Source organism: Streptomyces lienomycini (assembly GCF_027947595.1).
Lineage (GTDB): Bacteria > Actinomycetota > Actinomycetes > Streptomycetales > Streptomycetaceae > Streptomyces > Streptomyces lienomycini.
Genome location: NZ_CP116257.1, coordinates 4,884,949 through 4,904,928, shown reverse-complemented (window position 1 = coordinate 4,904,928; position 19,980 = coordinate 4,884,949). Strand labels below are relative to the sequence as shown.

Below are 19,980 nucleotides of genomic sequence, written 5' to 3'. Positions count from 1 at the left end.
GGACGGCACGACGGAACAGCACGAAGCGGCACGCCGGGAGCGTGCCGCTTCGTCGTCCCTGCGTGCCGTGTCAGCGCTCCAGGGCGCCGAGCGCCGTCAGCAGCCGGTCCACGTCCTCCGCACTGCTGTACGGCGCGAGGCCGACGCGTACGCCGCCCTCGTCACCGAGCCCGAGCCGGCGCGCGGCCTCCACGGCGTAGAAGGAACCGGCCGGCGCGTCGACCCCGCGCTCGGCGAGTTGCCGGTAGACGTCGGCCGGGCGCAGGCCCGCCACGGTGAACAGCAGCGTCGGAGTGCGCCGCGCGGCCCGCGAGTACACGATGATCCCGCCGAGGTCCGCCAGCCCCCGTTCGAGCCGGGCGCGCAGCGCGTCCTCGTGCGCCTCCAGCACCGCGAAGGAGGCGACCAGCCGGTCCCGGCGCGAACCCCCGGCCCGCGGGTCGAGCGCCGCGAGGAAGTCCACCGCCGCGCTGGTCCCGGCCAGCAACTCGTACGGCAGGGTGCCCAGTTCGAACCGCTCGGGCACGGTGTCGGAGGACGGCAGCAACTTGTCAGGGCGCAGCGACTCCAGCACCTCGGCCCGGCCGGTCAGCACGCCCAGGTGCGGGCCGAGGAACTTGTACGGCGAACACACCAGCGTGTCCGCCCCCGTCGCCGCCAGGTCCACCACGGCGTGCGAGGCGTAGTGCACCGCGTCGACGTGGAAGTGCGCGCCGTTCGCGTGGACGAGGGACGCCAGCGCCGGCAGGTCGGGCATGGTCCCGATCAGGTTCGACGCGGCGGTGACCGCGACCAGCCTGGTGCGCGGGCCCAGCACCGCCGCGAGGTGTTCGGGCAGCAGCTCGCCGGTCGCCGGATCGAAGTCCGCCCACCGCACGCTCGCCCCCGCCGCCCGGGCCGCCTGCACCCACGGCCGGATGTTCGAGTCGTGGTCGAGCCGGGTGACCACCACCTCGTCACCCGGCCCCCAGTCCTTGGCCAGGGTCCGGGACAGGTCGTAGACGAGCTGGGTGGCGCTGCGCCCGAAGACGACCGTCCCCGGCGTGGTGCCGAGGAGGTCGGCGAGGGCGGAGCGGGCCTCGGCGACGATCCGGTCCGCGTTGCGCTCGCCCTCGGTGTTGCGCCCCCGGTTGGCGAGCGGGTCGGTCAGCGCCGCCGCGATCGCGTCGATCACCGGCTGCGGGGTCTGCGTGCCGCCCGGCGCGTCGAACCGCGCCGTACCGGACTTCAGGGCGGGCACGTGCGCGCGGATCGCGGCGACGTCGAGGGCCATGGCTCAACTCCAGGGTCGTGGGGGCCGGACGGAAGGCGCGGGGGTCTGGGCGTCAGGCGATGCGGTCCTTCGGGCGGGGCGGCAGGTAGGTGGTACGGCTGGGCCGCACCCCGAGCCGCACCTGCGACTCCAGCCACATGATCGCAGCCCCCGTGGGGTCGACGACAGGGACGAAGGGGCCCTCGGCTGCCAGGCGCTCCTGGAGGGCCGCGGCCACGCCCAGCATCCCGGTGCAGCCGAGCACGATCACGTCGGCCTCCCGCGCCGCCACCGCGGCCCGGGCCTGCTCGGTGAGCGCGTCGATCAGCCGGTCACCGGGGTCCAGGTCGAGGACGGGAATGTCGACGACCCGGATCGGGCCGACCCGCCCCGTCAGTGCGTAGCGCCGGACCAGGCCGTGCAGCATCGGCAGCACGTTCGGCAGGACGGTGATCACCCCCGTGCGCTCGCCGAGCGCGAGGGAGGTGAGCACGGCGGGCTCGAAGCCGCCGACCACCGGGATGTCCACGACCTCCCGGGCCGCCTGCACACCGGGGTCGCCGAAGCAGCTGACGAACACCGCGTCGGCGCCGTCCTCGGCCGCCTCGCGGACCGCGTCGAGGATGCCCGGGGCGGCGAGCGCCTCGTCGTACTCGGACTCGATGGAGGCGGTGCCGCGCGCGATGCGGCGGACCTCGACCTCCGTGCCGGGGGACACCTCCGTGCCGGGGGACACCCAGGCGCCCACCTCGCGGCGGACCTCCTCGGTGAACGCGTCGGTGATGACGGGGAGCACGACCGTGAGCTTCACAGCACCTCCAAGGGGGCGAACGGGGCAGTCGACCACCCTGTGCGGGCCCGCCGGGGCCCGCAACGTGCGAGGCGCACAGCCGGGCCGCGGCGACCGTGCAAACCGCACCGCCGAAGCACCCGGCCCCGCATCCGGCCGCTTGCCACCTGTGCACCATGCCCAGTCGGCACCGTGAACCGGTGCCGGATGCACGGTGACCGCCCGGACCCGGCGGCCTAGTCTCAGCGAACCGCACACCCCGCGCCGCCGACCCCCAGCGCCCCGTCGGCACCCCCGCCACCAGCACCCCCGCGCCACCAGCATCCCCCGCGCCGCCCGCACCCCTCCGCGTCGCCCGCCCGCTCCCCGCCCGCCCTCCGGAGTCCCCATGGCGTCCTCTTCAGGCCACGACGACCACGCGCTGGCCCGCGTGCCGCAGACGGCCCGGTTCCACTGGTTCTCGGTGGCGACCCAGCGCTTCGGCCAGCTCTCCACCCTGGCCAGCTTCCTCATCGGCGCCACCCTCGGTTTCGGCATGACCTTCTGGAACGCCGTCCTCGCCATCACCCTCGGTGCGGTGATCCTGGAGGTCATGACGGTCTTCACCGGAATCGCCGGCCAGCGCGAGGGGCTCTCCACGTCGCTGCTGGCCCGCTGGACCGGCTTCGGCGCGGCAGGTGCCTCGCTCATCGGACTCGCCATCGGCATCAGCGCCGTCGGCTGGTTCGGCATCCAGAACGCGGTCTCCGCGGACGGCCTGGTGAACCTCGTCGGCGGCCTGCCCGCGTGGGGCTGGGCGCTGGTGGTGGGCCTGCTCATCACCGCCGTCGTCGTCCGGGGCGTCGGCTCCATGGCCTGGGCCGCCTACGTCACCGTCCCCGCCTTCCTGCTCATGGCGGGCTGGTCCATCGCCGTCGAACTCTCCCGGCACGACCTGGGCGCGCTGACCTCCGCCCAGCCCGCCGGGCCCCCGCTGTCCCTGCTCCAGGGCACCACCATCGTCGCCGGCGGCTTCATCGTCGGCGCGGTCATCACCCCCGACATGAGCCGCTTCAACCGCAGCGGCGGGGACGTCGTCAAGCAGACGGTCGTCGGCATCACGGTCGGCGAGTACGTCATCGGCCTGATCGGCGTGCTCCTCGCGCTGGCGCTGCGCACCAACGACGTCATCGCCATCGTGACGTCCACCTCCGGCTTCCTCGGCACACTGATCATCGTGGCCGCCACCATCAAGGTGAACGACTGGAACCTGTACGCCGCCTCCCTGGGCGTCGTCACCTTCGTCGACCAGGCCTTCGGCCGCCGCCTCCACCGGGGCGCCGTCACCGTCGGCGTCGGCGTGATCGGCTCCGTGCTCGGCGCGGCCGGGGTCCTCGACAGCTTCACCGGCTTCCTCGACCTGCTGGGCGTCCTCTTCCCGCCGATCGCCGGGATCATGGTCGCCGAGTACTTCGTCGCCCGGACCTGGCGCCCCAGGCTGGACGACACCCGCGACAGCGGGGAACTGCCCGCGACCTCACCCATGTGGGTGCCCGCGGGCCTGATCACCTGGGCCGTCGCGGCCGTCGTGGGGAAGTACGTCACCTGGGGCCTGCCGTCGATCAACTCGATCGCCGTCGCCTTCGTGCTCTACCTCGCCGCCGCCCGCCTCGGCCTGGTCCGCGGGGTGGGCACCGCACCGACCCGCCGCGCCGTCCCCGGGACGGCCACCGGCACCCCCGGCGTCCCCGCCGCCTGACCGCGCACGCCACCGGCGGGCGCGGCCACCGAAAGAGAAAGGCAGGACAACCCACATGCTCCGACTGGGCATCGACGTGGGCGGCACCAACACCGACGCCGTCCTCATCGACGGCGACCGGGTGCTGGGCGCCGTGAAGGCGTCCACCACGGCCGACGTCACCGGCGGCATCGTCACCGCCATCGGCGACCTCGGCCGGTCCACCGGCTTCGACCCGGCCGCCGTCCAGGCGGTGATGATCGGCACCACGCACTTCATCAACGCCCTGGTGGAGGGCGAGCGCCTGGCGCAGACCGCGGCCATCCGGTTCGGGCTGCCCGCCACCCGCGCCCTGCCCCCGCTGGTCGACTGGCCCGACCGCCTGGTCACCGCCATCGGCGGCCACAGCCACCTGTGCCACGGCGGCCACGAGTACGACGGCAGCCCCATCGCCGCCTTCGACGAGGCCGAGTTCCGCGCCGTCCTGGACCGGGCCGTCGCCGCCGGCGCCACCTCCTTCGCGCTGTCCTCCGTCTTCTCCCCGGTCAACGCGGAGTTCGAGACCCGCGCCGCCGAGATCATCGCCGAACAACTGCCGGGCGCCCCGGTGAGCCTCTCCCACGAGATCGGCCGCATGGGCCTGCTCGGCCGGGAGAACGCCACCGTCGTCAACGCCGCCCTGCGCGGCCTCGCCGACCGGGTCGCCACCGGACTGCTGCGCACCGTCGCCGAGGCGGGCATCAACGCGCCGGTCTTCCTCAGCCAGAACGACGGCACCCTGATGGACGTCGACTACGCCCGCCGCTACCCGGTGGCGACGTTCGCGTCCGGCCCGACCAACTCCATGCGGGGCGCCGCGTTCCTGTCCCGGTTGCCCTCCTGCGCCGTCGTCGACATCGGCGGCACCACCAGCGACGTCGGGATCCTCCAGCACGGCTTCCCGCGCGAGGCGTCCACGGACGTCAGCGTGGCCGGCGTGCAGACCAACTTCCGCATGCCCGACGTGCTGTCGATCGGCATCGGCGGCGGCAGCCACGTCGTGCACCAGGCGTCCGGCACCACCGTCGGCCCCGCCAGCGTCGGCTACCGGCTCGGCCAGGAGGCCCTCGTCTTCGGCGGCACCCGCCTCACCGCCACCGACATCGCGGTGGCCGGCGGACGCGCCGAGGTGGGCGACGCCTCGCTCGTCGCCCACCTCGACAAGAGCGTGGTGGCCGCCGCCCTGCGCGTCGTCGACGACCGGCTCGCCGAGGTCGTCGACCGGATGCGGGCCTCCGCCGAACCGGTGCCCGTCGTCGCCGTCGGCGGCGGCAGCATCCTGGTCCCGGAGGACCTCGCGGGCGCGTCCCGCGTCGTGCGCCCCGACCACTTCGCCGTGGCCAACGCCATCGGCGCGGCGATCGCCCAGGTCGGCGGCGAGGTCGACCGGGTCTACTCGGTCGTCCCGCAGCAGCGCGACACCGTGCTCGACGAGGCCCGTCAGGAGGCCGTAGACCGAGCGGTCGCCGCGGGAGCCCGGCCGGGCTCCGTCGAGATCGTCGACATCGAGGAAGTACCGCTGGCCTACCTGCCGGGCAACGCCACCCGGATCCGCGTCAAGGCCGTCGGAGAACTGAGCCTGGGAGGCCCCCGTGCGTGAGATCACCGCCGACAACCTGCCGGACCTGGCCCGCGGGGCCGCCGTGCTCGGCACCGGAGGAGGAGGCGACCCGTTCGTCGGCCGCCTCCTCGCCCAGCAGGCGCTGAAGCGGAACGGTCCCGTCACGCTCCTCGACCTCGACGAGACCGACGACGAGGCACTGATCGTCCCGACCGCCTTCATGGGGGCGCCCACGGTCATGCTGGAGAAGCTCCCCTCGGGCGACGAGATCATCGGCGCCATGCGGGCCATGGAGGAACTCCTCGGCCGCAAGGCCACCCACACCGTCTCCATCGAGGCGGGCGGCCTGAACTCCATGTCGCCGTTCGTCGCCGCAGCCGAGGCGGGCATCCCGCTGATCGACGCCGACGGCATGGGCCGCGCCTTCCCCGAACTCCAGATGCTGCTGCCCACCCTCGGCGGCGTACAGGCCTCCCCGATGGCGCTCGCCGACGAACGCGGCAACTCCGTCACCCTGCGCACCGACGGCAACGCCTGGGCGGAACGCCTCGCCCGCGCCGCCACCGTCGAAATGGGGTGCAGCGCGGCCGTCAGCCTCTACGCCCTCACCGGCCGCCAGGCCAAGGACCACCTGGTGCCCGGCACCCTGACCCTGTGCGAGCGGGTCGGCCGGGCCATCCGCGAGGCGCGCGAGGGCCACGAGGACCCCGTGACGGCGGCGGCCCGCGTCCTCGGCGGCCGTACGGTCTTCACCGGCAAGATCAGCGACGTACGGCGCACCACCAGCGGCGGCTTCGCCCGCGGCACCGCCCGGCTGGCCGGCCTCGACGCCGACACCGGCTCGGCGCTGGAGCTGTCCTTCCAGAACGAGAACCTGGTCGCCACCCGCGACGGCGAGGTCGTCGTCAGCGTCCCCGACCTGATCTGCGTCCTGGACACCGACTCCGGCGAACCGGTCACCACCGAGACACTCCGCTACGGCCTGCGGGTCAGCGTCCTCGGCGTGCCCTGCGACCCGCGCTGGCGCACCCCCGAGGGCCTCGCCCTCGCCGGGCCCGGCTACTTCGGATACGCGCACGACTACGTCCCGTTCCCGGGCGCCGAAGTGTGATGATCGAAGGGTGACCCGCACGTTGGCCGGGGCCGCCCCGGCCCGCTCGCCCGCGGCACCCGCGCCGCTGACCGCCGCGCGGGTGCCGGCGCTGGCCGCCGGGGCCACCCTGCTCGGCTCCGGCGGTGGGGAGAGGTGGCCACCGGCGCCCTGCTGCTCCGCCGTGAACTGGCCGACGCACCGGTGCCGCTGGTTCCCGCCGCCGCCCTGGCGCCGGACACCGTCGTGGTGCACGCCGGTCTGGTCGGCGCTCCGGACGTGCTGGCCGAGCGGCTCGCCGACCCCGACGACTTCGCCCACGCCGTGCGCACCGCCGCCGAGGCCGCGGGCGTCCGGGCGGGCGCCGTCGGGGTCATCGAGATCGGCGGCCTCAACGCCGTCGTCGCCGCGGTCGCCGCCGCCCGGCTGGGCCTGCCGCTGGTCGACGGCGACCTCATGGGGCGTGCCTTCCCCCGCATCGACCAGACCGTGGCCGCCGTGCACGGCGTGGACCCGGCACCGCTCGTCCTGGTCGGCCCCGGCGGCGACACCGTCGTCGTCCGGGAGTGCTCACGCCGCTCGGCCGAACGGCTGCTGCGGGCCAACGTCCTCGCCCTCGGCGGGGCCGCCGCCCTCGCCGTCCACCCCCTGCCCGCCTCCCGGCTCGCGGCGATCGGGGTCCGCGACTCCGTCTCCGCCTGCCTCGGCCTCGGGGACCGACTCCTCACCGCGCCGGACACCGGCGGCACGCCCGAGAGCCTGGCCGACGCGCTGGGCGCCGAACCGCTGGCGGCCGGTCGCGTCGAGGAGATCGTCCCCCGCCAGGACCTGACCCCCGGCTGGGCCACCCTCACCGACGGCCGCACCGGTGCCGTGGTCCGGGTGGACCTCCTGGACGAGTACCTGGCCGTCACGGTGGACGGCGTCACCCGGGCCGCCACCCCGCAGATCATCGCCGCCGTCGATCCCAGCGGCCGCCGCCCCCTGCGCGCCGACCAACTCCGTACCGGCGGCCACCTGATCCTGCTCCGCCTCCCCGCCCTCCACGACTGGCCCCCCGCGGCCGAACCGCTGGTCGGCCCCACCGCCTTCGGTCTCGACCCGGCCCCGCCCACCGGACCCCTCACGCGCCCCTTCGACCGCGGCACCGTCCCGACCCGGAGCCCGTCATGACCACCGCCCCGAGCGTCGCCGATCCGCTGCCGCGCCGGGCCCGCACGTCGGCCGGGCGTGCCGGGTCGGAGGGGTCGGTGTTCGACGTGACCGTGGACTGGTGCGCTTTCGGCCCGGTGGAGGGTCACGTCGTCTGGTCCGGGGGCGGGGCATGAGCACCGTCCCGAGCGTCGCCGACCTGCCCGCCGATCCGCTGCCGCTGCGTCAGGCCCGCACGTCGGCCGGGCGTGCCGGGCTGGAGGGGGCGGTGTTCGACGTGACCGTTGATCGGAGCGCCCTTGCCCGTGGTCGCGCCGTCTCGTGCGAGGGCGGGGCATGAGCACCGTCCCGAGCGTCGCCGACCTGTTGGCCGATCCGCTGCTGCGCCGGGCCCGCACGCTCGCCGGGCATGCCGGGTTGGAGCGGCCGGTGCTCGACGTGACCGTCTACCAGGGCGCCCTCGACCCGGTCGACGGGCACCTGGTGCTCTGCGACGTCGGGGACGCCACCCCCGCCTACCGGCTCGACGCCCTCGTCCGCCGCGCCCAGGAGGCGGGCGCCGCGGCGCTGTGCGTCACCGCCGACGGCACCGCCAGACCGCCGTTGTCCGCCGTACGACTGGCCGACCGGCTGCGGATCCCCGTGCTGTGGGCCGCCACCGACGACCCGTTCCGGCTGGCCCTCGATCTCACCCTGCGGGTCCGCGCCCCCGAGGTGACGCGGGCCCGTACCGTCGACCACCTGGTCCGGCGCCTCGCCACCCGCACGGAGGGACCGGACCTGATCGCCGCGGCCCGCGGCGTGCTCGCCGCCGACGTCAGCCTCGTCACGCCCGACGGCGCAGCCATCGTCGGCGACCCGGTGGTTCCGGACGCCCTGCGGCCGGAGCTCGCCGTGCCCCAGCGCACCCCCGGACTGCTCGCCCACCCCGTGCACGCCGTCCCGATCGCGGGGCACCGGCCGGGCGGCACCGCGCCCGTCACCGCCTGGCTGGTCTGGCCCTTCGAACGGGCCGACGAGGACCGCGCCGACACCGTCGCGCTGGGCCTCGCCCTGCTCGAACCCTTCGTCCGGTCCTGGCTCGCCGGAGCACGCACCCGGGCCGACCACGACAGCGCCGTCCGCCGGCGTCTGCTGACGGAGGTCGTCACCGGCCGGGGCACCGTCAGCCGGGAGGTCGTCGAGCAGTCGGTCGCGCTCGGCTGGCGGCTGGAGGACTGGCACGTGGGCCTGGCCGTACGCGCCGAGGAGCCGCCCGCCGCCGACCGCCCCGACACCGTCCCCGCACCGCTGCTCGCCGCCCTGTCCCGGCACGGCGTCGGCACCCAGGCGGTCGCCGAGGGCGAGGGCGACTGGACCCTGTGGTGCAGCAGCGGTCCCCGGCCCGCCGACGACGAACCCCGGCTGCTGCTGCGCCGGGTCCGCCGGGCACTCGCCGAACTTCCCCCCGGCTGGCGGCTGGTGGCCGGTATCGGCCGGCCCCACCAGGGCCCCGGCGGCCTGGCCGACACCCTGACCGAGGCCCGCAACGCGGCGCGGCTCGCGGCCGCCAGGGAGTTCCGGCCGTCCGTCGAACACACCGACGAACTCGGCGTGGGCAGGCTGCTGGCCGCCTGGCAGCAGTCCGACGTCACCCGTGCCTTCGCCGAGACCGCCCTCGCCCCACTGAGCGGCCCCGAACACGCCCACCTGCTCACCACCCTGCGGGTCTTCCTCGAGCACGGCGGCTCCGCCGCCGCCACCGCCCGCGCCCTCGGCCTGCACCGCAACACCGTCGCCGCCCGGCTGCGCCAGGTCCGCGAACGACTCGGCGTCGGCCTGGACGACGCGGGCAACCGGCTCGCCCTCCAGATGGCCTGCCGCGCCCTGGCCTCCCCCTGAGCACGGTCGACCGTCAGGACACGGCGCCCTCCGGCTCGGGGTCCTGCGGCCTCTTGTCCCGTCCGCCGGGATGCCGGTGCCGCCAGATCCAGAAGACCGTGCAGGACAGCAGCGCCCACCCGCCCAGCACCAGGAAGGGGAACGCGTGCTGGTGGCCCTGGAAGTACACCGCGGTGTGCTGGGCGTTGACCGACGCCCCGGGCGGCAGCCACTGGCCGATCAGGCCCAGCGGGGACGGCAGCAGCGGCCAGGACACCGCGCCGCCGGACGAGGGATTGCCCAGCAGCACCATCAGCCCCCACGTGGGCAGCATCGCCCAGCGCCCGAACATGGTGTTGAACATGGTGAAGACCATGCCGGACGTGAACATCGTCAACGTCAGGATCAGCCACGACTCGACGAACGGCAGGTCCAGCGCACCCAGCAGCCAGTCCACCGTGGCGGCGATGGCGAACCCGCCCAGCAGCGCGTAGGCCGCCGTGAACAGGATGCGCTCGAACGGGGTCAGCGGCCGCGCGTGCACGCTCAACTGGATCGCCCCGACGAAGCCGATGATCACGGCGGCCAGGGAGACGTAGAAGATCGCGAGCCCGCGCGGGTCGCCCTTCTGGAGCGGTTTGACATCGCGGACGGTGACCTGGACGCCGGTCTTCTTCCCCACGGCCGGCGCCGTCTGCGCGAGGATCTCCGCGACCGAGGCGCCGGACGCCGCGGACAGCTCGAGGACGGCGTGGCGTCCGTCGTCGCGCAGCTCGAAGACCGCGAACACCTCCTGCTCCTCCATCGCCTCGCGGGCCGCGGCCCGGCTCCCGTAGGCGTGCACCTTGACCGAGGCGTTGAGGGCCTTCTCCAGGCCCTCCAGATAGGCCCGGCCACCGGCCTTCTCGTACGAGCCGACCACGGCCGTGGGAATCAGCCGGGGCGTCGGGTCCGCCATCGAGTAGGTGTACGACCCCGCGAAGAGGCCCGCCGCGGCCGCGAGGATCAGGACCAGTACGGTCGCCGGCCAGAACGGTGTCTGCCGGAACGCGTACCACCCCCCGCCGCCCGGCGGAGGCTCTGCGTGAGCACCGTGAGCACCGTGAGCACCGTGAGCACCGTGCGCGCCGTCGGAGTCGTGGGACATGTGGGCCGTGTCCGACGGGTCAGGCGTGGACGAGCGGTGTGTCCACGAGGTGCTCCGCCACGAACCACGCCTGCAGTTCGTTGGTGCGCACGACCTCGGAGACCAGGAGGTCGTTGGTGCCGTCGTCCCCGAGCTCCTGGGTGCGGGCCGCCGCGTCGTGGCAGTCGGTGAGGATCAGCTCGTGCGCCTCCAGCAGCCGCGACAGCATCGACGGCACCTCCTCCACCCCGTCCGGCGGGCGCGGCACGGTGGTGATCTCGGCGACGTGACGGGGGTCGCCGACCGCGACGCCGCCGAGCGTCTGGACGCGCTCGGCGATGGTGTCGATCAGCTCCAGCTGCTCGCCCGCGTGCTTGTCCAGCAGCAGGTGCAGTTGGTAGAACGTCGCCCCGCGCATCAGCCAGTGGTACTTCTTGTACAGATCGTGCAGGATCCGGGTGTCCGCCAGGACCTTGTTGAGCCGCTGGCAGGAGTAGAGACGGGTCTCCATGGTCAGGGCCACGGGGAACTGCTTGACGGTGCCGAACTCCTGAATGGTCCGGCCCTTCTGGTGCAGCCAGGGCTGGCTGCCGTCCGACCGGTGCTCCACGGACGACGAGGGCTTCGGGGAACTCACGCCTGGACTCCTTCCGGAGAGGGCTGAAGGGTGGGCCGGCGCGGTGTCGCCGGCCTCGGTTCCTCCCCGCGCCAGTCGACCAGCCGCGGGCCGGACCCGCAAACGGTGGGGGTTGTCCGGGCGATCGCCGCCCGCATAGGGTCGACCCAGTCCGAAAGCGCTTTCTACCTGGTGCGCGTGCTGGCGCCCGCCGCTGTCCGAGGAGGACCGCATGTCCCCACGCCCCGCCCGCCGCCGGGTCGCCGTGGTCGGTACCGGAGCCATCGTCACCGGCAGCCATCTGCCCGCTCTCGCCGCCCACGCCGACCGCACCGAACTGGTCGCGGCCGTCGACGTGGATCCGGTGCGGCTCGACGCCTTCCGCGCGCAGGTGCCCGGCGACGTCACCGGGTTCACGTCGACGGGGGCCATGCTGGACGCCGTACGCCCCGACCTGGTCCTGATCGGTACGCCGCCCTCCCCGCACCGGGAGCAGACGGTGGCCGCGCTCCAGGCGGGTGCGTGGGTGCTGTGCGAGAAGCCGCTGTGCCTGTCCCTCGCCGAGTACGACGACATCGCCGCGGCCGAGGAGGCGTCCGGGGCGTACGCCTCCGTGGTCTTCCAGCACCGGTACGGTTCCGGTGCCGCGCACGCCCGCGAACTGATCGCGAGCGGTGAGCTGGGCGCCCCGCTGGTCGCCCACTGCCAGACGACCTGGCACCGCGACGCCGCCTACTACGCGGTGCCGTGGCGCGGACGCTGGTCCACCGAGGGCGGCGGCCCGACCATGGGCCACGGCATTCACCAGTACGACCTCCTGCTCCATCTGCTCGGCCCCTGGGCGGAGATACGGGCCATGGCGTCGCGCCTGGTGCACGACACCGAGAGCGAGGACGTCTCCACCGCCCTGGTGCGCTTCGCGAGCGGCGCCCTCGCCACCGTCGTCAACAGCGTGCTCTCACCGGACGAGGTGAGCCGCGTACGCGTCGACTGCGCCGACGCGACGGTGGAGTTGACCCATCTGTACGGGCATCGCAACGACGACTGGAGCTACACCCCCGCCCGCCACGTCGCCCCCGCACGTGCCGCCGCCTGGCGCGCACCGCGCACCGACGTGCCCAGCTCCCACACGGCTCAGCTCGGCGCCGTACTGGACGCCTGGGACGCCGGGGTCCGCCCGCCCGGCAGCGGTCTCGAGGCCCGCGCCACGCTGGAGTTCGCCGCGGCCCTGTACAAGGCGGCGTTCACCGGGCGGCCGGTGAACGCGGGGGAGATCGGTCCCGGCGACCCGTTCTACGCCGCCATGCACGGCGGCCACCCCGACTGGGCCCCCGCAGGACGCGCGTAGCGGCGCAAACCCGAAGCGTTCACGGCGCGTTGGGGCGCGGGAGGTGTGAACAGGGGGTCGAGGTGCGCATCATCTTGGCATGAACCTGCGGTCCGAGGGGCGGGCCGCGGCCTCATGGAGGTGTGGGATGCACCGCAGACTCGCCACCGGACTCGGCGCCGCCGCGCTGGCCGTGACCACGGTCGTCGCCACCGCCGCGACCGCCGACGCCGTTCCCGCCGACAAGGCGCGGGTGCTGGCCGGTTGGACGCAGACCAGCGCGTCGAGCTACAACGCCTGGACCGCCGCGCGGGCGAACAAGAGCGCCTGGTCCGCCTACGGGTTCGACTGGAGCACCGACTACTGCTCGTCGTCCCCGGACAACCCGTTCGGCTTCCCCTTCAGCACCTCCTGCGCGCGCCACGACTTCGGCTACCGCAACTACAAGGACGCCGGGACCTTCGACGCCAACAAGTCCCGTCTCGACAGCGCCTTCTACGAGGACCTCAAGCGGGTCTGCGCCGGCTACGGCACCGCGACCAGGGCCGCCTGCAACAGCACGGCGTGGACGTACTACCAGGCCGTGAAGGTGTTCGGCTGACGGACCCCGGCCCGCGGCCGGTCACCGGGGCGGACGTCGCTGCCGCCAGGGCGGCGGCCGCGCTGGCGATCCCCAGGACCGCACCCGCGGCGACGTCACCGGGGTAGTGCACACCGGTGTGGACCCGGGAGTAGCCGACGGCGCCCGCCAGCACGCCGAGCGGTACGGCGGCCTCCGGCAGGACGACGCCGACGGCCGTGGCGAACGCGACCGCCGAGGCCGTGTGCCCCGAGGGGAACGAAGCCGACGCGGGCATGGGCACGTACCGGTCCACCGTCACCCGCGCCGCCTCCCGGTCCGGTCGCGCCCGGTGCACCAGACGCTTGCCCAGCAGGTTCGTCGAGGCCGACGCCACGGCGATCGCGCCCACGCCGACGAGTGCGGCCCGGCGGGCCCGCGTTCCGCACAGGGCGAGCGCGGCGGCGATCCCGAGGGAGACCTTCGAATGGTCGGCGGCGTTCGACAGGCGCCGCAGTACCCGGTCGAGCGTGGGCGTGGACGTGGCCGCCACCGCCGCGTACAGCGCACCGTCCACGGCACGCAGGTCCCCGAGCACGGCGGCGCGGGTCCACCTGCGCGCGGGCTCCGGTCCGGAGGCCGGTGTGCGCGGGCCGCCAGAGTCGCCGTCGGAGTCGGCGTCGGCGTCGGTCGGTTCGGTCATGGGCTCCTGCTCCGCGGGGAGAGGGGACCCGAGCCATCCTGGCCGCCTCCGGACCCGGCGGCGCGCGGGCGGGGCCCGTCCGGGGGACGGTGGAGGAAGGGACGGTGGGGCGGGGGCGGTGGCCGTGCGCGGGCCGGGGGCGAGGCCCGCAGCCCTGGCTCACCGGGCGGGCCGGACCGGCGCCGGATCCGCCGGAGCCCGCCTCGGCCGCGACGCCGGAGCGCACCGGGGGCCCCGGGCACCGGCCGGCGGCGCCGTCATCCGGCGGTTCCTCAGGCCGTGACGACCCGGACCCCGGCCTCCTCGAACCGCTCCACCAGTTCCGGGTCGGCCGCGCCGTCGGTGACCAGCGTGTCGACCGCCTCGGTCGCACAGATCCGGGCGAACGCCCGCCGTCCCAGCTTGCTGGAGTCGGCGGCCACGACCACCCGCTCGGCGCGCTCGCACAGCAGCCGGTTGATCGCGGCCTCGGCCTCGTCGTGGGCCGCGGCACCGTGCGCCACGTCGAAGGCGACGACGCCCAGCACCGCCACGTCGAGGGTCACCTGCCCGAGTACCCCGTCCGCGAGCGGCCCGATCAGCTCGTACGACTGAGCCCGGGCCACGCCGCCGGTCACCACGATCTTGAACTGCGGCCGGACGGCCAGTTCGTTGGCGATGTTGAGCGCGTTGGTGACCACCGTCAACGCGGGGGTGCCGGAGGCCAGGTCGGCGCGCACGGCCAGGGCGCGCGCCACTTCCGTGGTGGTCGTGCCGCCGGTCAGTCCCACCGCCTCGCCGGGCGCGACCAGGGCGGCGACCGCCTGCGCGACACGCTCCTTCTCCGACGCGCGACGGGCGGTCTTGTAGCGCAACGGCAGCTCGTACGACACCCCGTGCACTACCGCGCCGCCGCGCGTGCGCACGAGCATCTGCTGCTCGGCGAGCCGGTCGAAGTCGCGGCGGATCGTCGCGGCCGAGACCTCCAACTCGGTGGCCGCCTCCTCGACGTCCAGCCGGCCGCGCTCGACGAGCAGCTCCAGCAGCGCCTTCCAGCGGGCGTCGCGCGACATCCGCGCCTCCGTTCCTCGATCTTCCGTGACCCTAGCGCACCGCACTCATCCCCTGGAGTGCTTGATTGTGCTCGAAAGCTCGCTATATCTTGCAGGAACAATCAACCTGTGTTTCGGGGAGTGTGCGACATGACGTATGTCGAGGACGAGCTCAACAGCCAGCCCGAGTGCTGGACGCGCGCCGCCGCCGAGGCGGCGGTTCACACGGCGGCGCTGCCGGCGGCGGGGGAGCGGGTGGCGATCGTCGGCTGCGGCACCTCGTACTTCATGGCGCAGTCGGTGGCCGCGCTGCGCGAGGAGGCGGGACTGGGCGAGACGGACGCGTTCGCCGCCTCCGAGTTCCCGCGGGGCCGCGCGTACGACCGTGTCGTCGCCCTCACCCGCTCGGGCACCACCACCGAAGTGCTGGCGCTGCTCACGGAGCTGAAGGGGCGCACCCGCACCGTCGCGCTCACCGCCGATCCTCAGACGCCGGTGATGGCCGCCGCCGACGACGTGGTCGTCCTCGACTTCGCGGACGAGCGTTCGGTCGTGCAGACGCGGTTCGCGACCACCGCGCTCACCCTGCTCCGCGCCCACCTGGGCCTGCACACCGACGCGGTCGTCGCCGACGCCAGGGCCGCGCTCGCCGCCGAGCTTCCCGAAGGGCTGGTCGAGCGCACCCAGTTCACCTTCCTCGGCCGGGGCTGGACCGTCGGACTGGCCAACGAGGCGGGCCTGAAGATGCGCGAGGCCTCCCTGTCCTGGACGGAGGCCTACCCGGCGATGGAGTACCGGCACGGCCCCATCAGCATCAGCACCGCGGGCACGGCGACCTGGATGTTCGGCGAGGCGCCCGAGGGACTGCCCGAGCAGGTCCGGGAGACCGGCGCGATGTGGGTGCCCGGCGAGCTGGACCCGCTGGCCGAACTGGTGCGTGCCCAGCGGCTCGCCGTCGCCGTCGCCACCGCCCGCGGCCTCGACCCGGACCGTCCGCGCCACCTGACCCGTTCGGTGATCCTCGCCCCCTGACGCCCGCCCCCGAAGCCGGATAGGAACAGACCGTGCCCCTCGCCACCACCGGCGACCTGGTCGGCCGTGCCGCGGCCGACCGCTCCGCCGTCGCCGCCTTCAACGTCATCACCCTGGAGCACGTCGAGGCCGTCGTCGCCGGCGCCGAGTCCGTGCGCACGCCCGTCGTCCTCCAGGTCAGCGAGAACGCCGTGAAGTACCGCTACGGCCGCCTGCTGCCCCTGGCCCGCGCGGCCGTCGCCGCCGCCGAGGGCGCCGCCGTGCCCGTCGCCCTGCACTTCGACCACGTGCAGAGCGACAGCCTGCTGCGCCGTGCCGCGGACGCCGGGTTCAGCTCCGTCATGTACGACGCCGCCCGGCTGCCGTACGCGGAGAACCTCGCGGCGACCCGGGCCGCCGCCGACTGGGCCCACTCCCAGGGCCTGTGGATCGAGGCGGAGTTGGGAGAGGTCGGCGGCAAGAACGGCGCACCGCCGCTCGACGCCCACGCCCCCGGCGCCCGCACCGACCCGGCCGAGGCGCGCGCCTACGTGGCCGACTCCGGCGTGGACGCCCTGGCCGTCGCCGTCGGCAGCTCCCACGCCATGACCACGCGCACCGCGGCCCTCGACCACGACCTGCTCAAGGAACTGTCCGGCGCCCTGGACGTGCCCCTCGTCCTGCACGGCTCCTCAGGCGTCCCCGACGGCGAACTCACCGCGGCCGTCGCGGGCGGCATCGCCAAGGTCAACGTCGGCACCGCGCTCAACATCGCCATGACCGGCGCCATCAGGGAGCACCTGGCCGCCCGTCCCGACGCGGTCGACTCACGCGGCTACCTCACCGCCGGAAGGGAGGCCATGGCCCGCACGGTGGCGACGATCATCCAGGTGGTCGCCCGGGACACCCCCGCGGCTCCCACAACCGCTCCGGCGGCTACTCCCTGACCGCCTTCAGCACCACGAACTTCCGGTCGCCCGCCACCAGATGGCTGTTGCCGAACAGGCGCCTCAGTTTCACGTGGTAACCGAGGTGCCGGTTGCCGACCACCCACAGTTCACCGCCGGGGCGCAGTGCCCGCCGCGCCCCGGTGAACATCCGGTACGCCGTGGCGTCGGTCGTCGCCTGGTGGGAGTGGAACGGCGGGTTGTTGAGCACCAGGTCCACACCGCCGTCCGGCACCCCGGCCAGCCCGTCGCCGACCCGGAACTGAGCCCGGCCCGCGGCCTCGTTCGCCCGGTACGTGGCCTCGGCCGAGGCCACGGCCTGGAACGACTCGTCGGTGAAGAGCACCTCGGCGTCCGGATCGGCCAGTGCCACGGCCGTGCCGACCACACCGTTGCCGCAGCCGAGGTCCACCACCCGCCGGAAGCCCCCGGGGTCCGGCAGGTGCCGGAGGAAGAACCGGGTGCCGATGTCGAGCCGGTCGGCGCAGAAGACACCCGCGTGGTTGACGACGGGACGGCCGGAGAGCGGCCCGACGTCGTCGGGGAGCCGGTAGCCGAGGGGCCACGGGTTGGCCGGCCGCTTCAGCGCGGGATCGGGCTCGGAGAAGATCAGCCGGGCCTTCTTCACCGCCAGGGAGGTGCGGGTCGGTCCGACGATCCGCTCGAACAACCGGAGCGTCGAGGTGTGGATCTCCTTCACCATCCCGGTGCCCACCACGACCGTGCCCCCGTGCAGCGCGGGCGCCAGCCGCAGCAGCTGGTCCTCCAGCAGCGCCAGGCTCTTCGGCACCCGCACCAGCAGTACGTCGACCCGTTCCGGCGGCGGATCCTGCGTGGTGAGCAGGCGCACCGAGCCCGGCGCCACGCCGCCGCGCTCCAGGTTGGCCCGCGTCGCCTCCCGCGTGAGGTGGGAGTCGGTGATCTGCACCGGCCGGTGCGCGGCCAGCGCCGTCACCAGCGCCCCCCAGCGGTCGCCGACGACCACGACCGTACCGTCGAGCGGGACCTCCCGCTCCGCGAGGTGGCCCAGCAGGTACTCGTCGGAGGCGTCCCACGCACGGAGCCGGTCGCGCGGGTCCTCGGGGAAGCGGGACAGCACGTGCTCGCCCCAGGGCGTCGTCATCCGGTCGTCGCGGACGCCGCGGTCGTTGCTGCTGCGGTCGCTCATGCTGCGGTCGTTCATCGTGTGCCCAGGCTAGCCGAGCCGCAGCTCAGCACCGGTCGCGCCCGGCGCGGGCGGGCGCGGTGCACGATGGGGGCATGGACGCCGAGCTGTTCCCCAGGACCCGTACCGCGACCGCGCCCGGCGCCGTCCACGCGCCGGACTGGCTGGACGCGGAACGGCAGCGCGAGCTGCTGGACGCCTGCCGCGCCTGGGCCCGCCCGCCCGCCGGACTGCGCACGGTGCGCACCCCGGGCGGCGGCACCATGACCGCCCGGCAGGTCTGCCTCGGCCGGCACTGGTACCCGTACGGCTACGCCCCCACCGCCGTCGACTGCGACGGCGCCCCGGTCAAGCCCTTCCCTGCCCGGCTCGACGACCTCGCCCGCCGCGCGGTGGCCGACGCGCTCGGCGCCGAGGCGGTGGCGGCGGCCCCGTACGACGTCGCGCTGATCAACTTCTACGACGCCGACGCCCGCATGGGCATGCACCGCGACGCGGACGAGCGCTCCGACGCCCCCGTGGTCTCCCTGAGCCTCGGCGACACCTGCGTCTTCCGCTTCGGCAACCCCGGGACCCGCACCCGCCCCTACACCGACACCGAGCTGCGCAGCGGGGACCTCTTCGTCTTCGGCGGCCCCTCCCGGCTCGCCCACCACGGGGTACCGAGGGTGCACCCGGGCACCGCGCCGCCCGAGTTGGGACTCACCGGGCGGCTGAACATCACGCTCCCGGTCAGCGGCCTCTAGGCCCGCGCCCCGGACGGATCATGGGAGACTCGCCCTCATGAGCGGCAAGGCGGACCCCCGGGCGGCGGGGGAAGGGACCACCTCGAGGACGCGGCTGGACCGGGGGCGCGGCGCGCTCGGACCCGCGTTGGAGCTCGTGCACACCGGACGAGCCCCCACCCGGGCCGTCCTCACCGCGGAACTGGGCGTGACCCGGGCCACGGCCGGTGCGGTCGCCGCCGAACTGGAGGCGCTCGGCCTGATCCGGGTGGACGCCAGGCCCGGCGCGGCGGCCGGCTCGCAGGGCCGCCCCTCGCACCGCCTCTCGGTTGCGGAGGACGGGCCCGTCGCCCTCGCCGCGCAGGTCCACGCCGACGGCTTCCGGGCCGCCCTGGTCGGTCTGGGCGGCCGGATCGTCGCCACCGCGCCCGGCTGCGAGGTCGTCGACGCCGACCCGGCGAAGGTGCTGGGCTCGGTCGTCGAGACGGGCGCTCAGCTCCTGCGGGAGACCGGGCGGCGCTGCGTCGGCGCGGGACTCGCCGTGCCGTCCGCGGTCGCGGAGCCGGACGGTCTGGCCCTGAACCCGCTGCACCTGGCCTGGCCGGCCGGAGCGCCCGTGCGGGAGATCTTCGCGCAGCAGGTGCGCGCCGCGGGAATCGAGGGCCCCGCCTTCGCCGCGAACGACGTCAACCTCGCGGCGCTGGCCGAACACCGCCACGGCGCCGGACGCGGCGCCCGCGACCTGCTGTGCGTGGCCACCGGCCACCGCGGGGTCGGCGGCGCTTTGGTCCTCGACGGCCGCCTGCACACCGGAAGTTCGGGCCTCGCCCTGGAGGTCGGGCACCTCACCGTCAACCCCGCGGGCCGCCCCTGCTACTGCGGCAGCCACGGCTGCCTGGACGTCGAGACCGACCCGCTGGCCTTCCTCACCGCGGCCGGCCGCGAGCCGGGACCCGAGGTGTCCCTGCTCCAGCAGTCCTACGACCTGATCCGCGAGCACTACGCCGACCCGGCGGTCCGGGCCGCCACCGAGACCCTCATCGACCGCCTCGGCCTGGGCCTGGCCGGTCTGGTGAACATCCTCAACCCCGACCGCGTCGTCCTCGGCGGACTGCACCGGGCGCTCCTCGACGCCGACCCCGAGCGGCTGCGCGCGGTCGTCGCCGACCGCAGCCTGTGGGGACAGAGCGGCGGCGTGCCGATCCTGCCCTGCGGCCTCGACCACAACAGCCTGGTCGGCGCGGCGGAGTTGGCCTGGCAGCCGGTCCTGGACGATCCGCTGGGCGTGCCGGCGTAGCGAACCGGACGT

General features: G+C 74.7%; 20 protein-coding genes. 13 read left to right on the top strand and 7 right to left on the bottom strand.

All coding sequences use genetic code 11. The features are described from left to right. Positions 1-70 precede the first annotated feature (70 nt). Entirely contained in the window at positions 71-1,273 is a 1,203-nt protein-coding gene (locus BJ961_RS22255; protein WP_271414567.1) for a cysteine desulfurase-like protein, read from the bottom strand. A 52-nt stretch (positions 1,274-1,325) separates the two neighbouring features. Further along, complete coding sequence (locus tag BJ961_RS22250) at positions 1,326-2,063, bottom strand: aspartate/glutamate racemase family protein (RefSeq protein ID WP_271414566.1); 738 nt, start codon at positions 2,061-2,063, stop codon at positions 1,326-1,328. 367 nt (positions 2,064-2,430) lie between these two features. On the opposite strand from BJ961_RS22250, the gene BJ961_RS22245 reads away from it, so the two are divergent. The 7 genes from BJ961_RS22245 to BJ961_RS22215 all read left to right on the top strand — a co-directional run bounded on the left by BJ961_RS22245 (position 2,431) and on the right by BJ961_RS22215 (position 9,482). Beyond that, positions 2,431-3,780 (top strand): purine-cytosine permease family protein, encoded by a 1,350-nt coding sequence (locus tag BJ961_RS22245; protein ID WP_271414565.1) that lies wholly within the window; start codon positions 2,431-2,433, stop codon positions 3,778-3,780. Positions 3,781-3,835: 55 nt separating this feature from the next. Further along, entirely contained in the window at positions 3,836-5,398 is a 1,563-nt protein-coding gene (locus BJ961_RS22240; RefSeq protein WP_271414564.1) for a hydantoinase/oxoprolinase family protein, read from the top strand. Next, positions 5,391-6,470, top strand: coding sequence for a DUF917 domain-containing protein (locus BJ961_RS22235; RefSeq protein WP_271414563.1), 1,080 nt, complete (start codon positions 5,391-5,393; stop codon positions 6,468-6,470). The genes BJ961_RS22240 and BJ961_RS22235 overlap by 8 nt, the downstream gene beginning before the upstream one ends. A gap of 135 nt (positions 6,471-6,605) precedes the next feature. After that, on the top strand, positions 6,606-7,622 hold the full coding sequence (locus BJ961_RS22230) for a DUF917 domain-containing protein (RefSeq protein ID WP_271414562.1): 1,017 nt from the start codon (positions 6,606-6,608) through the stop codon (positions 7,620-7,622). Continuing rightward, positions 7,619-7,777 (top strand): hypothetical protein, encoded by a 159-nt coding sequence (locus BJ961_RS22225; RefSeq protein ID WP_271414561.1) that lies wholly within the window; start codon positions 7,619-7,621, stop codon positions 7,775-7,777. Before BJ961_RS22230 ends, BJ961_RS22225 begins: the two co-directional genes overlap by 4 nt. Beyond that, complete coding sequence (locus BJ961_RS22220) at positions 7,774-7,941, top strand: hypothetical protein (RefSeq protein ID WP_271414560.1); 168 nt, start codon at positions 7,774-7,776, stop codon at positions 7,939-7,941. The genes BJ961_RS22225 and BJ961_RS22220 overlap by 4 nt, the downstream gene beginning before the upstream one ends. Next, positions 7,938-9,482 (top strand): helix-turn-helix domain-containing protein, encoded by a 1,545-nt coding sequence (locus tag BJ961_RS22215; protein ID WP_271414559.1) that lies wholly within the window; start codon positions 7,938-7,940, stop codon positions 9,480-9,482. Before BJ961_RS22220 ends, BJ961_RS22215 begins: the two co-directional genes overlap by 4 nt. A gap of 13 nt (positions 9,483-9,495) precedes the next feature. Here BJ961_RS22215 and BJ961_RS22210 read toward each other — a convergent pair whose 3' ends face one another. Beyond that, the gene (locus BJ961_RS22210) at positions 9,496-10,608 is read right to left on the bottom strand and encodes an ABC-2 transporter permease (protein ID WP_271414558.1); all 1,113 of its coding nucleotides are present in this window, start codon (positions 10,606-10,608) and stop codon (positions 9,496-9,498) included. Between the two features lie 19 nt (positions 10,609-10,627). Next, positions 10,628-11,224 carry a Dps family protein gene (locus tag BJ961_RS22205; RefSeq protein ID WP_271414557.1) on the bottom strand — a complete coding sequence of 199 codons (597 nt, stop codon included), beginning with the start codon at positions 11,222-11,224 and terminating at the stop codon, positions 10,628-10,630. 211 nt (positions 11,225-11,435) lie between these two features. Here BJ961_RS22205 and BJ961_RS22200 point away from each other — a divergent pair, with 211 nt between their 5' ends. Both BJ961_RS22200 and BJ961_RS22195 read left to right on the top strand, forming a co-directional pair. Further along, complete coding sequence (locus BJ961_RS22200; RefSeq protein WP_271414556.1) at positions 11,436-12,551, top strand: Gfo/Idh/MocA family protein; 1,116 nt, start codon at positions 11,436-11,438, stop codon at positions 12,549-12,551. Between the two features lie 127 nt (positions 12,552-12,678). Beyond that, positions 12,679-13,131, top strand: coding sequence for a phospholipase (locus tag BJ961_RS22195; RefSeq protein WP_271414555.1), 453 nt, complete (start codon positions 12,679-12,681; stop codon positions 13,129-13,131). Here BJ961_RS22195 and BJ961_RS22190 read toward each other — a convergent pair. Together BJ961_RS22190 and BJ961_RS22185 are read right to left on the bottom strand one after the other, a co-directional pair. Further along, the gene (locus tag BJ961_RS22190) at positions 13,037-13,792 is read right to left on the bottom strand and encodes a phosphatase PAP2 family protein (protein ID WP_271414554.1); all 756 of its coding nucleotides are present in this window, start codon (positions 13,790-13,792) and stop codon (positions 13,037-13,039) included. The genes BJ961_RS22195 and BJ961_RS22190 overlap by 95 nt on opposite strands. Positions 13,793-14,064: 272 nt before the next feature. Beyond that, positions 14,065-14,844, bottom strand: coding sequence for a DeoR/GlpR family DNA-binding transcription regulator (locus tag BJ961_RS22185; protein ID WP_271414553.1), 780 nt, complete (start codon positions 14,842-14,844; stop codon positions 14,065-14,067). A gap of 129 nt (positions 14,845-14,973) precedes the next feature. On the opposite strand from BJ961_RS22185, the gene BJ961_RS22180 reads away from it, so the two are divergent. Together BJ961_RS22180 and BJ961_RS22175 are read left to right on the top strand one after the other, a co-directional pair. Continuing rightward, complete coding sequence (locus tag BJ961_RS22180) at positions 14,974-15,855, top strand: SIS domain-containing protein (RefSeq protein ID WP_271414552.1); 882 nt, start codon at positions 14,974-14,976, stop codon at positions 15,853-15,855. Between the two features lie 32 nt (positions 15,856-15,887). Further along, entirely contained in the window at positions 15,888-16,781 is an 894-nt protein-coding gene (locus BJ961_RS22175; protein ID WP_271414551.1) for a class II fructose-bisphosphate aldolase, read from the top strand. Here the strand turns inward: BJ961_RS22175 and BJ961_RS22170 are convergent. Further along, a complete protein-coding gene (locus BJ961_RS22170; protein WP_271414550.1) occupies positions 16,771-17,964 on the bottom strand; it encodes a methyltransferase in 1,194 nt (397 codons plus the stop codon). The genes BJ961_RS22175 and BJ961_RS22170 overlap by 11 nt on opposite strands. A 77-nt stretch (positions 17,965-18,041) precedes the next feature. Between BJ961_RS22170 and BJ961_RS22165 the strand changes: the two genes are divergently transcribed. Together BJ961_RS22165 and BJ961_RS22160 are read left to right on the top strand one after the other, a co-directional pair. Continuing rightward, positions 18,042-18,692 carry an alpha-ketoglutarate-dependent dioxygenase AlkB family protein gene (locus BJ961_RS22165; RefSeq protein ID WP_271414549.1) on the top strand — a complete coding sequence of 217 codons (651 nt, stop codon included), beginning with the start codon at positions 18,042-18,044 and terminating at the stop codon, positions 18,690-18,692. 37 nt (positions 18,693-18,729) lie between these two features. Beyond that, complete coding sequence (locus BJ961_RS22160; protein WP_271414548.1) at positions 18,730-19,968, top strand: ROK family protein; 1,239 nt, start codon at positions 18,730-18,732, stop codon at positions 19,966-19,968. Positions 19,969-19,980 lie beyond the last annotated feature (12 nt).

Excerpts from the sequence above, each read along its gene's own strand:
- BJ961_RS22255 (WP_271414567.1), bottom strand. The coding sequence starts at position 1,273 with ATGGCCCTCGACGTCGCCGCGATCCGCGCGCACGTGCCCGCCCTGAAG.
- BJ961_RS22245 (WP_271414565.1), top strand. The coding sequence starts at position 2,431 with ATGGCGTCCTCTTCAGGCCACGACGACCACGCGCTGGCCCGCGTGCCG.
- BJ961_RS22240 (WP_271414564.1), top strand. The coding sequence starts at position 3,836 with ATGCTCCGACTGGGCATCGACGTGGGCGGCACCAACACCGACGCCGTC.
- BJ961_RS22225 (WP_271414561.1), top strand. The coding sequence starts at position 7,619 with ATGACCACCGCCCCGAGCGTCGCCGATCCGCTGCCGCGCCGGGCCCGC.
- BJ961_RS22220 (WP_271414560.1), top strand. The coding sequence starts at position 7,774 with ATGAGCACCGTCCCGAGCGTCGCCGACCTGCCCGCCGATCCGCTGCCG.
- BJ961_RS22215 (WP_271414559.1), top strand. The coding sequence starts at position 7,938 with ATGAGCACCGTCCCGAGCGTCGCCGACCTGTTGGCCGATCCGCTGCTG.
- BJ961_RS22210 (WP_271414558.1), bottom strand. The coding sequence starts at position 10,608 with ATGTCCCACGACTCCGACGGCGCGCACGGTGCTCACGGTGCTCACGGT.
- BJ961_RS22200 (WP_271414556.1), top strand. The coding sequence starts at position 11,436 with ATGTCCCCACGCCCCGCCCGCCGCCGGGTCGCCGTGGTCGGTACCGGA.
- BJ961_RS22195 (WP_271414555.1), top strand. The coding sequence starts at position 12,679 with ATGCACCGCAGACTCGCCACCGGACTCGGCGCCGCCGCGCTGGCCGTG.
- BJ961_RS22190 (WP_271414554.1), bottom strand. The coding sequence starts at position 13,792 with ATGACCGAACCGACCGACGCCGACGCCGACTCCGACGGCGACTCTGGC.
- BJ961_RS22185 (WP_271414553.1), bottom strand. The coding sequence starts at position 14,844 with ATGTCGCGCGACGCCCGCTGGAAGGCGCTGCTGGAGCTGCTCGTCGAG.
- BJ961_RS22180 (WP_271414552.1), top strand. The coding sequence starts at position 14,974 with ATGACGTATGTCGAGGACGAGCTCAACAGCCAGCCCGAGTGCTGGACG.
- BJ961_RS22170 (WP_271414550.1), bottom strand. The coding sequence starts at position 17,964 with ATGAACGACCGCAGCATGAGCGACCGCAGCAGCAACGACCGCGGCGTC.
- BJ961_RS22165 (WP_271414549.1), top strand. The coding sequence starts at position 18,042 with ATGGACGCCGAGCTGTTCCCCAGGACCCGTACCGCGACCGCGCCCGGC.
- BJ961_RS22160 (WP_271414548.1), top strand. The coding sequence starts at position 18,730 with ATGAGCGGCAAGGCGGACCCCCGGGCGGCGGGGGAAGGGACCACCTCG.